Annotated in this window: 11 protein-coding genes; all 11 read left to right on the forward strand. The window is 54.2% G+C overall.

The features are described 5' to 3' along the window. Nucleotides 1-79: 79 nt before the first annotated feature. The 11 genes from metH (at nt 80) to ABID47_RS04260 (ending at nt 12,825) form a co-directional block, all read left to right on the forward strand. The gene (gene metH / locus ABID47_RS04210; protein ID WP_435530597.1) at nt 80-3,496 is read left to right on the forward strand and encodes a methionine synthase; all 3,417 of its coding nucleotides are present in this window, start codon (nt 80-82) and stop codon (nt 3,494-3,496) included. Nucleotides 3,497-3,598: 102 nt separating this feature from the next. Then, nucleotides 3,599-4,531, forward strand: coding sequence for a ribonuclease Z (gene rnz / locus ABID47_RS04215; protein ID WP_354495017.1), 933 nt, complete (start codon nt 3,599-3,601; stop codon nt 4,529-4,531). Between the two features lie 452 nt (nt 4,532-4,983). Continuing rightward, nucleotides 4,984-5,781 carry a TIGR01457 family HAD-type hydrolase gene (locus tag ABID47_RS04220; protein ID WP_373318987.1) on the forward strand — a complete coding sequence of 266 codons (798 nt, stop codon included), beginning with the start codon at nt 4,984-4,986 and terminating at the stop codon, nt 5,779-5,781. A 72-nt stretch (nt 5,782-5,853) separates the two neighbouring features. Beyond that, a complete protein-coding gene (locus ABID47_RS04225) occupies nt 5,854-6,669 on the forward strand; it encodes an Fpg/Nei family DNA glycosylase (protein ID WP_354495018.1) in 816 nt (271 codons plus the stop codon). Further along, nucleotides 6,659-7,516, forward strand: coding sequence for a deoxyribonuclease IV (locus ABID47_RS04230; RefSeq protein WP_163876161.1), 858 nt, complete (start codon nt 6,659-6,661; stop codon nt 7,514-7,516). The genes ABID47_RS04225 and ABID47_RS04230 overlap by 11 nt, the downstream gene beginning before the upstream one ends. Nucleotides 7,517-7,555: 39 nt before the next feature. After that, nucleotides 7,556-7,897, forward strand: coding sequence for a cyclic-phosphate processing receiver domain-containing protein (locus ABID47_RS04235; protein WP_145024202.1), 342 nt, complete (start codon nt 7,556-7,558; stop codon nt 7,895-7,897). Then, the gene (locus ABID47_RS04240; protein WP_105442235.1) at nt 7,894-8,214 is read left to right on the forward strand and encodes a thioredoxin family protein; all 321 of its coding nucleotides are present in this window, start codon (nt 7,894-7,896) and stop codon (nt 8,212-8,214) included. Before ABID47_RS04235 ends, ABID47_RS04240 begins: the two co-directional genes overlap by 4 nt. Continuing rightward, complete coding sequence (locus ABID47_RS04245) at nt 8,211-8,984, forward strand: ABC transporter ATP-binding protein (protein WP_354495019.1); 774 nt, start codon at nt 8,211-8,213, stop codon at nt 8,982-8,984. Before ABID47_RS04240 ends, ABID47_RS04245 begins: the two co-directional genes overlap by 4 nt. Before the next feature lie 7 nt (nt 8,985-8,991). Beyond that, a complete protein-coding gene (locus ABID47_RS04250; protein WP_354495020.1) occupies nt 8,992-10,062 on the forward strand; it encodes an SAM-dependent methyltransferase in 1,071 nt (356 codons plus the stop codon). Nucleotides 10,063-10,277: 215 nt separating this feature from the next. Further along, the gene (locus ABID47_RS04255) at nt 10,278-11,762 is read left to right on the forward strand and encodes a serine/threonine-protein kinase (RefSeq protein ID WP_354495021.1); all 1,485 of its coding nucleotides are present in this window, start codon (nt 10,278-10,280) and stop codon (nt 11,760-11,762) included. A gap of 34 nt (nt 11,763-11,796) precedes the next feature. Further along, the gene (locus ABID47_RS04260; protein WP_354495022.1) at nt 11,797-12,825 is read left to right on the forward strand and encodes an SAF domain-containing protein; all 1,029 of its coding nucleotides are present in this window, start codon (nt 11,797-11,799) and stop codon (nt 12,823-12,825) included. Nucleotides 12,826-12,889 lie beyond the last annotated feature (64 nt).

The following is a 12,889-nucleotide window of genomic DNA, read 5'->3' on the forward strand; positions in this document are numbered from 1 at the left end:
TAAGGGCTATTCTGATAAACTAAGATTTAACGTTTGGCAGGGGGGACATACAGTGAACAGACCTGACTTGAAGGAATTAATGAAAGAACGAATATTGATATTGGACGGTGCCATGGGTACCATGATCCAGCAGGTCGACCTTGGCCCTCAGGATTTTGGTGGAGAAGAGCTGGAAGGCTGTAATGAAATGCTGGTCATTACCCGTCCCCATGTGATCGAACAGATCCACGAGAAGTATCTTGAAGCCGGGGCGGATCTCATAGAGACGAATACGTTCGGCGCTACCTCGGTCGTATTGTCTGAATACGACATTCCCGAGAAGGCGCGGGAGATTAATCTGCTTGCTGCGGAAATTGCCCGCAGAGCGGCGGATAAATTCAGCACGCCGGACAAGCCTAGGTACGTAGTCGGCGCGATTGGCCCGACGACGAAGACGCTGTCGGTGACCGGGGGCGTAACTTTTGAAGAGCTCGTGAGCAGCTATGAGGAGCAGGCGGTTGCCCTGATCGAGGGCAAGGTCGACGCCCTCTTACTTGAAACGAGCCAGGATACACTGAATGTTAAGGCTGGCAGCATCGGAATCCGGAATGCCTTTGCAAGCACTGGGATCACGCTGCCGATCATGATTTCCGGTACGATCGAACCGATGGGGACGACCTTGGCCGGGCAGAACATTGAAGCGTTCTACATTTCGCTGGAGCACCTGAATCCGATTTCGGTCGGCCTTAACTGTGCGACAGGTCCGGAATTCATGCGCGATCACATCCGTTCGCTCGCCTCCATGGCCAAAACGGCGGTCAGCTGCTATCCGAATGCCGGCCTTCCGGATGAGAACGGGCATTACCATGAATCTCCGGAGTCGCTGGCCCGGAAGATGGAAGCCTTTGCGGAGCAGGGCTGGCTCAATATTGCCGGCGGCTGCTGCGGAACGACCCCGGATCATATCCGTGCGCTGAACGAGGTCATGAAGGGTTACCAGCCTCGTCAAATGGAAGGGAGCCATCCGCCGGCGCTGTCCGGGATTGAGCCCGTGTACATTGAGTCGGACAACCGGCCATATATGGTGGGAGAGCGGACCAACGTGCTCGGCTCCCGCAAATTCAAGCGCCTGATCGTGGAAGGGAAGTACGAAGAAGCTTCGGAGATCGCCCGGGCCCAGGTCAAAAACGGAGCGCATGTCATCGACGTGTGCGTGCAGGATCCGGACCGGGATGAAGCGGAGGATATCAAACAGTTCCTGGAGCTGGTGGTGAAAAAGGTCAAAGTGCCGCTCATGATCGACACGACCGATCCGAAGGTCATCGACCTTGCGCTCAAATATTCCCAGGGTAAAGCGATTATTAACTCCATTAACCTTGAAGACGGTGAAGAAAAGTTCGAACATGTGGCTCCTCTCATCCACAAATACGGGGCTGCTGTCGTGGTGGGGACCATCGATGAGAGCGGACAGGCCATTGACCGAAACGACAAGCTGAATGTGGCAAAGCGATCCTACGATCTGCTCGTTCATAAATACGGCATTCCCGCTGAGGACCTGATTTTCGACACGCTCGTGTTCCCGGTTGGTACCGGTGATGAGCAGTACATCGGTTCTGCCAAGGAAACGATTGAAGGGATCCGTTTGATCAAGGAAGCGATGCCGGAGTGCCATACGATCCTCGGCATCAGCAACGTCTCGTTCGGTTTGCCGGAAGCGGGCCGCGAAGTATTGAACTCCGTCTTCCTGTACGAGTGTACGAAAGCGGGCCTGGACTATGCCATCGTGAATACTGAGAAGCTGGAGCGCTATGCCTCGATTCCAGAAGCGGAGCGGAAGCTGGCCGAAGAGCTGATTTACAATACGAACGATGAAACGTTGGCCGCGTTTGTGGCGGCGTTCCGGAATAAAAAGGTCGAGAAGAAAGAGAAAATTTCGAACTTGTCGCTGGAAGAACGGCTGGCTACCTATATCGTAGAAGGCACCAAGGAAGGGCTGATTCCCGACCTGGATGCTGCGCTGCAGAAGTACGGTGCCTTAGAGATCATCAACGGGCCGCTCATGGACGGCATGTCCGAAGTCGGTCGTCTGTTCAACAACAATGAGCTGATCGTGGCGGAGGTGCTGCAGAGCGCCGAGGTGATGAAAGCGTCCGTGTCCTATCTGGAGCCTTTTATGGAAAAGAACGAAACGTCCGTCAAAGGGAAGATGCTGCTGGCCACCGTTAAAGGCGACGTGCATGACATCGGTAAAAACCTGGTCGAGATTATCCTCTCGAACAATGGTTACCAAATCGTCAATTTGGGTATAAAAGTACCACCGGAGACGATCATCGAGGCTTACCGGAAGGAGCAGGCCGATTTGATCGGACTATCCGGTCTGCTGGTGAAATCCGCACAGCAAATGGTCGTGACTGCGCAGGATTTGAAAAATGCCGGCGTGAAGGTGCCGATTATGGTTGGCGGAGCAGCATTGACCCGCAGGTTCACCAAAACGCGGATCCGGCCCGAGTATGAAGGCATGGTCGTGTACGCGAAGGACGCCATGGACGGCCTTGACCTGGCAAACAAGCTGATGGATCCCGAGCAGCGCAGTCTGATGCAGGCTGAAATGGACGCGGAGCTCGAAGCGCTTTTGGCGGAAGCTGAAAAGCCGGTCGAGCTGCCGGAACTGACCCGTGCGGCCAAGTCCAACGTGTCGACGGATGTCCCGGTATTTAGTCCGCCCGATTTGGAGCGGCACATCATCCGCAACTATCCGATCGGCCACATCATCCCATACATGAACATGCAGATGCTGCTTGGCCATCATTTGGGGCTGCGCGGTCAGGTCGAGCAACTGCTGGAGAAAGGTGACGAAAAAGCGCTGGATTTGAAAGCAACTGTCGATGACGTACTGGATCAGGCCGCCCGAGAGGGGATTATCCAGGCGCATGCGATGTACCGCTTTTTCCCTGCGCAGTCGAGGGGCAACGACATTGTCATCTACGATCCGGAGGACCACTCCAAGGTGCTGCATACGTTTACGTTCCCGCGCCAAAACGTGGCACCGTTCCTCTGCCTCGCCGATTTCCTGAAATCGGTCGACAGCGGCAAGATGGATTATGTCGGCTTCCTGGTCGTCACCGCGGGACAAGGCATTTCGAAGCTGTCTTCGGAGTGGAAGGATAAAGGGGACTATCTGAAGTCCCATGTCCTGCAATCGGTAGCGCTTGAGACCGCCGAAGCGCTGGCCGAGCGCGTTCACCATATGATGCGCGATACGTGGGGCTTCCCTGACCCGGCCGATATGACGATGAAGCAGCGTCACGGGGCAAGGTATCAAGGCATCCGCGTCTCCTTCGGATATCCGGCATGTCCGGATCTGGAGGATCAGGAGCCGCTCTTCAAGCTGATGAAACCGGAGGATATCGGCGTACATCTGACCGAAGGCTTTATGATGGAGCCTGAAGCTTCGGTGTCGGCGATGGTGTTTGCCCATCCGGAAGCACGGTATTTTAATGTCGACAAGGTAAAATAATATATATTCGGTTCATAGCCGAACCGAAGCAAATGTCAGCAAAACCCTCCGATTGTTCGGGGGTTTTTTGCTGGCGCATTCTTGGAAAGAAGGTATAGCGTTATGGAACTGGAGTTTTTGGGTACCAATGCGGGGGTTCCTTCCCTGCAGCGGAACGTGACATCGATGGCGCTTCGGATGTACGAGGAGCGGCGAAGCTTCTGGATGTTCGATTGCGGCGAAGGCACGCAGCATCAAATTCTGCGGTCTTCATTAAAGCTGAGCAAGCTGGAGAAAATTTTCATTACCCACCTGCACGGTGATCATATATTCGGTCTTCCCGGGCTGCTCTCCAGCAGGTCCAACCAGGGCGGCACCACGCCCTTGCAGCTGTACGGACCTCCGGGGATCAAAAAATACATAGACACGTCGCTTACCCTCAGCCAGTCGCGAATTGAGTTTGAACTTGAGGTGATTGAGCATACGGGGGGAGTCATTTTTGAAGACGGGGAGGTCCGGGTTGAATCCCGTCTGCTGGAACACCGCATTGACAGCTATGGATACCGGATCATGGAAAAAGACAAGCCAGGCAGCTTGGACTTGAAACGCATGGCCGAGTACGGATTAAAACCGGGGCCGATTTACGGTCGTTTGAAGCGCGGGGAGAGCATCGACCTGGGAGACGGCCGGGTGCTGACACCGGCAGACGTGCTTGGTGCGCCGAAGAAGGGGCGCGTCGTTACGATCTTGGGCGATACCCGCCCTTGTGCCAACGTTCTGCCGCTGGCCGAACAGGCGGATCTGCTCGTTCATGAGGCCACGTTTCTGCATGAGCTTCATGAGACCGCACACAACTATCATCACAGCACGGCGCTTCAAGCCGCAGAAGCTGCCCGCGACGCGGGGGCCAAGGAGCTCATTATTACGCACTTCAGCTCACGTTACAAGGATATGGAGCACCTGCAGCCTCTATTGGCGGAAGCCAGGTCACTCTTTCCAAAAACGCTGCTGGCCGAAGAATTGGTGCTGTTTCCGGTGACCCGCCACGAAGAATAGGGAAGACATAGGGCAGGCGATAATGGAATGAAGGCTCCGGGCGAGCCTTTTTTCTTTAAGATTATAGAATTTATAAATTTCAGCGAAGCTGAACCATTCTATAATCGCAAGAAAAACTTCAGCTAAACGCAGTCTGTCTTCTTTGAAAGTACGTCGATAGACGTTTTTCTTACTGCAGCGGTTTATTGCCCGGATAATCATTATTTTCCGGGAAAGCGCAGGAAATGACACAACTTTGCACAATTGGACTTCCCGTGATAGGTTTCAGAGGAAACGCTTGACGAAATAATGGAGATAAACGTCCTTGCCGTCGTGCTTTCGGTTGCCACATTCCTCCGTTTTCTTTTACAATGGAACAAGCTGGGTTACAGGAAGCCTGGAAATCGACCGCTGCAGCGGGAGCCAGGCTTTTCGCAGCCATAAGTTTTACTAGATGAAACGAGGTATGTCCATTGAACACGCTGAGAACTACCCGCGGTCTGCTGATTGACCTGGACGGAACGTTATATCATGGGAAACATATGATACCCGGAGCGGACATTCTGATTCGAACGCTGCAATCGCGGGAAATCCCTTATTTATTCGTGACGAACAATTCTTCGAAAACGCCGGAAATGGTGGCAGCTCATTTGAACGAGATGGGTGTTCCCGCCGACAAAGAGAAGGTTTGCACCTCGTCACTGGCCGCCGCGCGGTATATCGCTGAAGAATCTCCTGGGGCCAGAGTGGCTATGCTAGGGGAAGATGGGCTTCGGCAGGCTTTGATTGAGGAAGGGCTCAAGCTCGTCGACGATGCGCCTGAATTTGTCGTGCAAGGCATCGACCGCTCTTTTACTTACGATACACTCGCCCAGGCCGTTCGCTGGATCCGTGAAGGTGCCCGATCTGTGCTGACCAATCCCGACCTTCTGCTTCCTTCCGATCACGGGCTCGTCCCGGGAGCCGGATCGCTTGGAGCAGCAATTGAAGCAGCTTCCGGTGTCAAACCGGTGATTATCGGGAAGCCTTCGAGCCACTTGATGAAATATGCTACGGATCGGCTGCAGCTGTCCCCGACCGAAGCCACTGTGATCGGTGATAATATGCGTACGGACATTGCGGCAGGGGCTGCCGCGGGATGTCAGACGATTTTGGTCCTGACGGGGCTCACGACGGAGAGCAACTTGCAGATGCACGTCGATGCAGCCGGCATCTCTCCGGACATCATTTGCCGTGATCTGACCGAGCTGACTCAGCTGTTGTGTCCTTGACACCTTCAGGGACCGTTTTATATACATTTACATGAACATCCGTGATGGATTTTGAAAGGATAGATGAACAAGATGCCGGAACTGCCGGAAATGGAAAATTACCGAAGATTGCTGTCAGAACTGATTATCAATGCTCCGATTACGAACGTGGTTGTCAACCGGGAGAAATCCATTAATGTTCCCGTTGAAAGCTTCAAGGAGGAGCTGCTTGGCACGAGAACGATTTTTGTGGAGCGGCGCGGAAAGCATCTCATTTTCCACCTGAACAACGGCCGCAGGCTGCTCCTGCATCTGATGCTGGGCGGCTTGATGTATTACGGAACCGAAGAGGATCGCCCGAAACGTTCTACCCAGATTGAAATTTCGTTTGGAGACCGGACGCTGTATTTTATCGGCCTTCGGCTAGGCCATCTTCATCTGCATTCAGCAAAAGAAGTCGATGAGCTGTTCGCTCCCCTTGGACCGGAACCGCTGGACCGCCGGATGAATCCGGAAAAATTTGCAGGAATATTGCAAGGGCGGCGCGGATCTTTAAAATCGCTGCTGGTCAACCAGCATGTTATTGCCGGCATCGGGAACTGCTATGCGGATGAAATCGCGTATGAAGCCGGTCTTCTGCCTTCGGTGAAGGTTCAGGACTTGACGGAAGCATCGGTTGCGAGGCTGTATGCTGCCATGCAGAAAGTGCTGCGGGAAGCCCTTGAAGGCGGGGGCTATATGGATACTCCGTTTATGGTGGGAGACCAGTTAACCGGCGGCTATGACGATCAGTGCAAAGTGTATGACCGTGAAGGGGAAGCGTGCTACCGCTGCGGCGGTACGATCAACAAATCCGAATTAAACGGGCGGAAGGTTTTTTATTGTCCGTCCTGCCAGCATGAGCAGTAACCAGCTGCTCATCGGCTGCCATGTCAGCACGCGCGGCGGTTATGGGAGAGCTGCCCGGCGGGCATGGGAGATCGGAGCAAGATCGTTTCAATATTTTCCGAAAAATCCCCGCAGCATGTCGATCAAAACGCTGGATGCAACTGCTGCGGCGGACTGCCTTACCTTTTGCCGGGAGCACGGCATGCCAAGCATTGCCCACACCCCGTATCCGATCAACATCGCAATCGGCGACAGCCGGGGCCGGGAGCTGTACGAGCTGACCGTCAAGTCGCTGCAGAACGATCTGATCATCGCCGAGGCTTGCGGCACGGTCGGCATCGTGGTCCACTTCGGACACTTCAAAGGACGCGATGCATTACAAGGCTACAAAAATATAATACAATGTTTAAACGAGACGCTGTCAGGCTGGCAGGGCAGCGCGAAGATTTTGCTGGAAAACCAGGCCGGCACCCCGGGCTCAATGGGCATTACGCTTGATGAGCTGGTAAACATCAGGCGGCTGAGCGATTACCCGGAGAAAATCGGCTTTTGCCTGGATACTTGCCATGCATACGCATCAGGTGTGTGGGATCCGCGTACGACCGATGCCCTCGTTGAGCGGGGCAGAGAGCTTGGATATTGGAGCGATCTGGCCGCAGTCCACCTGAACGATTCCAAATACCCGCTCGGGTCGGGAAAAGACCGCCATGAGCGGATCGGTCAGGGGTATATTGGCGAGGAAGCCTTTCAGGCGCTGCTCTCATATCCGGAATTCCATGGCAAGGCGCTCGTACTGGAGACGGACGCAGGCGAAGACGGTACGCACCGCGGCGATATCGCCAAGGTGAAAAGCTGGCCGATCGATTAGCCGTTTCGTTTTGTTTTTTAGGGAAGGAGGGACCCGAGCGTGATCCATCTGTTTTTGGATGACTATCGCCGTTGTCCGCAAGGCTTTACCCTCGCTCGCAATGCGGAGGAATGCCTTCTGATGCTTAAAGAGTGCGAAGTTGGCATATTGTCGCTTGATTTTGACTTGGGACCCGGTGAAATGACCGGCAAGGATGTGGTCAAGCATATGATTACGGACGCCTTATTCCCGCAGGAGATTTATTTGCATACGTCGAGTATGTGGGGGAAAAAGGAAATGTATGAGCTGCTCTATCATCATAAGCCAGAGCATGTCGTGCTTCATAATGGCCCAATGCCTCCAGATGTGCTTGAGCGGGTTGCGGGAGGGGAACCGCAATGAGGCATCTAAGCGAGCAGGAGCTGCTGAAGGAGCTTTGGACCAAGGGGCAGCCGCTGGCCGTCTTTTTGTATACTCCTTTCTGCGGCACGTGTAAAGCGGCCAGACGAATGCTTGAAGTGGCGGAGCATTTGCTGCCGGAGGGCATCGTGGCGGATGCGGACGTGAACATGCTGCCTCAGGTCGTTCAGCAGTATCAGATCCGCAGCGTGCCTGCGCTCCTCGTCACCGACGCGAACCGCAGCGCCAAGCCGTCCATCCGGTACAGCATGGGCTCCGTGGAGGACCTGCTGCAGGAAATTAGGGGAGTGATATCATGATTTCGATGAAGGACGTGACGCTGAGAAGAGAGGACAACCTCATTCTTGATCATGTGACTCTCGAAATAAAACCCGGGGAGCATTGGGCGATTCTCGGGAGAAACGGCTCGGGTAAAACGACGATGCTGGAAATGATGACGGGTTATCTTTTTCCCAGCTCGGGTACAATTGAAGTACTGGGTAATGTATATGGCGAGTGCGATGTCCGGGAAGTGCGCAAAGAAATCGGCTATATCAGCCCTTCGCTGATCGAAAGGCTGTCACTCAGCGACCCGGTTTGGGAAGTAGTGGCGACCGGAGCGTACGCTTTTTTGCGGTTTTATCAGGAGATTCCGGCGGACGTCAAAGAGAAGGCTTATAGTCTGCTGAAGGATATGCACTTGGGAGGACATGCGGAGCATCCCTTCGGCACGCTCTCTCAGGGCGAACGGAAAAAGGTACTGCTGGCACGCTGCTTGATGGTAGACCCCAAGCTGCTGATCATGGACGAGCCATGTGCGGGCCTGGACTTATATGAGCGGGAAAAGATGCTGGCCGAAGTCGACCGGCTTCGCCAGCGGAATATGACCGTGGTGTATGTGACCCACCATGTGGAAGAGATCGTGCCTCTATTCACCCATGTGGCGCTGATCCGTGACGGCAAAATCGCCGGTTCCGGTCCAAAGCAAGAGGTGTTGACTAACGAACTGATCAAGCGGACTTACGACATTCCTGCCAAACTGGAATGGGATGAAGGACGTCCATGGATTAAAGTGATTTCTGGAGGGTAAACCCATTTTGACTGATCATAACTTATCGAATAATGAAAACAGCGAGGAATCGGCAGATTCCATCTCAAGATTTATATGCACGGCAAACCATGGCTTCGCTCCTTATGCCCAGGAAGAGCTGCGCCGCAAATTCGGCAGCCTGAAAAGCCGCGTGCTCGTGTCGGGAGAGGTGTTCCTGTTAACGCTAAATGAAGAAGCCGGACGGGCCGTAGACATGATTATCAGCAGCCCGCCGATCTTTTTGCGTCACATCCAGCCTGTGCAGCTGGAGCAAAATGCAGAAGATATGGATCAGGCGGTCCGTGAGGTCAGCGCCTTCCTGCGGAACCGAAGGGAGCTTCATGGCGCAGCCGTGTCGCTCCAGGTTCGGAAAGCCGACGACAGCCTGTGGCAGGACAGTGCGGGCAAATTGCGCGAAACGCTGGCCGAGATGCTGAGCGACCTCGGGGCGGATTTCGTCGTGCAGGATCCGGAGTGGATCATTTCTATTTTTGCCGCCGGAAGCATGCTGTACGCCGGGGTTTCACGTCCATCCGGCAACTTGTCGGACTGGAGCGGCGGAGCAATCCGCTTTCAGCGTGAGGAAGGACAGATCTCCAGGGCCAAATTCAAGCTGCTCGAAGCCGAGCAGAGCTTTGGTATCGATTTCACCGCTTTTCACAAGGCGCTTGATATCGGAGCGGCGCCTGGAGGCTGGACGTCCTTTTTGCTGGAGCGCGGTTTACAGGTTACGGCCGTGGACCCTGCTGTCATGCATGAGTCGCTGCAGGGGCATCCCGCGTTGCGGATCCTCCGGAAAAATGCCTCAGAGGTAAAATTCAAGGATGAGGAATTTGATCTTCTTGTCTGCGATATGAGCTGGAGTCCGAAACAGATGGTGAAGCTGGTGAAGGAGCTGCTGCCAAGCCTGGCTGCGGGAGGAACGGCGGTTGTAACGGTGAAGCTGATGCATAAGAAACCGATGGCATTAATTGATGATGTCATTTCGTCGTTTGAGCAGGCTGAGATGCAGGTTCAGAGAGCCAAGCAGCTGTTTCACAATCGGGACGAGATCACACTTTATATGATTAAATATTAATCCCGTTAAATCCTGTGCTCATTAGCCTGAATTAACGAAGTAAATTTGGTTGGAAAATATTTCTTGCGAGATCCGACAATTTATTTTATACTAGTACCAAAATTAACCAAACGATAATATAGGGAAAGCATCCCGGAGTACGATTGTGGCTCAGGCCACGTCTTCATCCAGAGGGTGCTTTCCTTTTTTTGTCGTTCAGAAAGGTTGTGTATACGATGAGTCATCCTTCCAGGCTGCGTCCCGGACAAAGGATTGGAGGGAGGTACGAAGTAATCGCCAGCATTGGTGAAGGGGGTATGAGCCGGGTATACCTGGCAGCGGACCTGAAGCTTCCAGGCAAGCAGTGGGCCGTCAAGGAGACACCGTCGAGGCCCGAGCTGCTTCAGGGCTTGCAGGATGAGGCTGAGCTTCTCATCTCATTGAATCATCCCCGTCTCCCGCGAATCGTCGATTTTTTCGCATCGGATGAAGAAGGGTTCGCTTATTTGGTCATGGACTTCATTCAGGGTGTTACGCTCGAGAAGTATTTTAAGGAGAACCAATACAGGCTCCCGGCTGGAACGATTCTGCAGATCGCGAATCAGCTGCTGGAAGTGCTGGAGTATCTGCATGAGCATGAACCCGCGGTCATTTTTCGCGACTTGAAGCCATCCAACATCATGCTTGCCCGCCAGCTGGAAGTCCGATTGATCGATTTTGGGATCGCCAGAAATTACAAGCAGGATCAATATCAGGACACCGTTAAGCTCGGTACGGTCGGATTTGCGGCCCCGGAGCAGTATGGATTGGGGCAAAGTGACGCAAGGTCGGACTTGTACGGCTTGGGCGCCTTGATGCTGTATTTGTCCACAGGCGGCAAATGCAGCGAATGGAAGGAAGGGGTTCAGGAACTAATCCGCCCCGATATTCCGAAAGGCATGATCCCTATTATCCGCCGCTTGCTGAGCATTGAACCCGAAGACAGGTACCAATCGGCCAAGGAGGTACGCTCGGTCCTGGATTCCAACGGGATGCTGGGTACAGAACCGGTGGGACTGAAAGCGGGGAGGAAGCCGGGATTTCCGGGAACGCTGACGATCGCAGTCATGGGGGCCGGCAGCGGCACGGGGACAACCCATACGGCGATTGCCGTCGCGCATTATTTAGCCCGAAACTACGGCAAAGTAGCCCTTGTCGAGATGAATCTGCAATCGCCGGCGTTCGGCCGGATTCAGAGAATCGCGGCCGGCAGGACAGATAGCGTGCAAACGGGTGAGCGCAAGTTTGAAGTGCAGGGCGTGGATTACTGGCGGCAAACCGGGAGGGCAGACGTGATCTCCCTGCTTGGTGGAAGCTACAGCTTTGTGGTGATGGATCTGGGAGCTTATTTCGGTAATGACCGGCTGGAGGAATTTCTGCGTGCGGATATTCCCATTATTGTCGGATCGGGAGCGGAGTGGAAGCACCAGGATTTGGTCGGGCTCGTCCAGCAATTGTCCAGTCATCCGCAGCATAAGTGGATGTACTTTCTTCCGCTCGCACCGCAGGACGCTGTGCACCGGCTGCGGCGTACGCTGGGCACGTCCCGGGTATTTTCCATCCCTCTACAGGTAGATCCTTTTGACCAATGCGATGAGATGGACCGGGCATTTGTCCGGATATTCCAAGGGCTGCTGCCGGTCGCGGAGCGCAGACGAAAGTTCAGGTTTGGCTTAAGCTGAGATGCGACTATGAAGGAGGGGGTAATCGGGAAGTATGTCAAAGTTAAGGCAGCGAACGAAACATTTGATTTATGCAGGCTTAGCAGGCGCTTCGGCGATGGGACTGCTGTTTGCAGGCTATGCGGTCTGGAACGCGATGGAGCACAACAAACGGGAGGGAGCGATAGAGCGCCACTACCAGCGGCAAATCGCCGATTTGGAGCAGGCTCAGCTCCAGTCGCAGAAGTCAATGGCATCCGGGTGGACCATCTCCCGCGATGTTGCTCCCGGAGAGACGATCAAGCAGGGCGATCTGATTCAGATCAAGCTTCCGCTCGAGGCTGCCCCTGGCAACCTGATCACGGACAAGGACGGAGCTGCGGGAAGGACTGCCAAGATCGAGCTGGGCAAAGGTACGCCGCTAACCGAAGCGATGCTGTATGAAGGCCAGCCGACCGCACCAGATTTAAGAAACCGGGAGATGAAGGCGGTCTCACTGCCCTCCAACCTGAGGCAAGGGGATTCCGTCGACGTACGGATCCAGTTTCCTTCCGGTCAGGACTACATCGTGCTGTCCAAGAAAAAGATAGATAAGCTTGCTTCGCCAACGATGTGGATCAAGATGAACGAGCAGGAGATTTTGTCTTTGTCGAGCGCCATGGTGGATGCCTATTTGCATGATGCCGCATTATATGCGCTCACTTACGTTGAACCGGAAATGCAGAGCAGGGCGGTCCCGACCTATCCGGTAAATAAAGCCGTGATGAAACTGATTGCGAGCGACCCTAACATCGTAAACAAAGCGGAGCAGACGCTGGCTGAGGCCGTGCGCACAGCGCTGGAGAGCGACCTTGCCCGCGCGGATGCACAATCTCCAGGGAACGGCTCATTTTCGGCGTCGGAATATTCTTCAGGGTATGGTCAGGTCTCAGGATCTTCCTCTAGCACGCCAAGCTCGTTCCAGACGGACGGTTCAACCCCTGCCGGGGAGTCAGAGGACTCGTTTACGTTGGACCAACCGCAGCAGAACAAGCTGCTGGAACAGACAGTGAAAGAGGGTGGGAGTTCAACGGATCAACCATAGTTAAGAGCAGCCGGAGCTGTATGTAAGCAAAGCAACACGATGCGTGAACTTTTGAAAAAATCGA

Source organism: Paenibacillus favisporus (genome assembly GCF_040545415.1).
GTDB lineage: Bacteria > Bacillota > Bacilli > Paenibacillales > Paenibacillaceae > Paenibacillus_AQ > Paenibacillus_AQ favisporus.

Coding starts and splice junctions, on each gene's coding strand:
- metH (WP_435530597.1), top strand. CDS start 80: ATGAAAGAACGAATATTGATATTGGACGGTGCCATGGGTACCATGATC.
- rnz (WP_354495017.1), top strand. CDS start 3,599: ATGGAACTGGAGTTTTTGGGTACCAATGCGGGGGTTCCTTCCCTGCAG.
- ABID47_RS04225 (WP_354495018.1), top strand. CDS start 5,854: ATGCCGGAACTGCCGGAAATGGAAAATTACCGAAGATTGCTGTCAGAA.
- ABID47_RS04230 (WP_163876161.1), top strand. CDS start 6,659: ATGAGCAGTAACCAGCTGCTCATCGGCTGCCATGTCAGCACGCGCGGC.
- ABID47_RS04240 (WP_105442235.1), top strand. CDS start 7,894: ATGAGGCATCTAAGCGAGCAGGAGCTGCTGAAGGAGCTTTGGACCAAG.
- ABID47_RS04245 (WP_354495019.1), top strand. CDS start 8,211: ATGATTTCGATGAAGGACGTGACGCTGAGAAGAGAGGACAACCTCATT.
- ABID47_RS04255 (WP_354495021.1), top strand. CDS start 10,278: ATGAGTCATCCTTCCAGGCTGCGTCCCGGACAAAGGATTGGAGGGAGG.
- ABID47_RS04260 (WP_354495022.1), top strand. CDS start 11,797: ATGTCAAAGTTAAGGCAGCGAACGAAACATTTGATTTATGCAGGCTTA.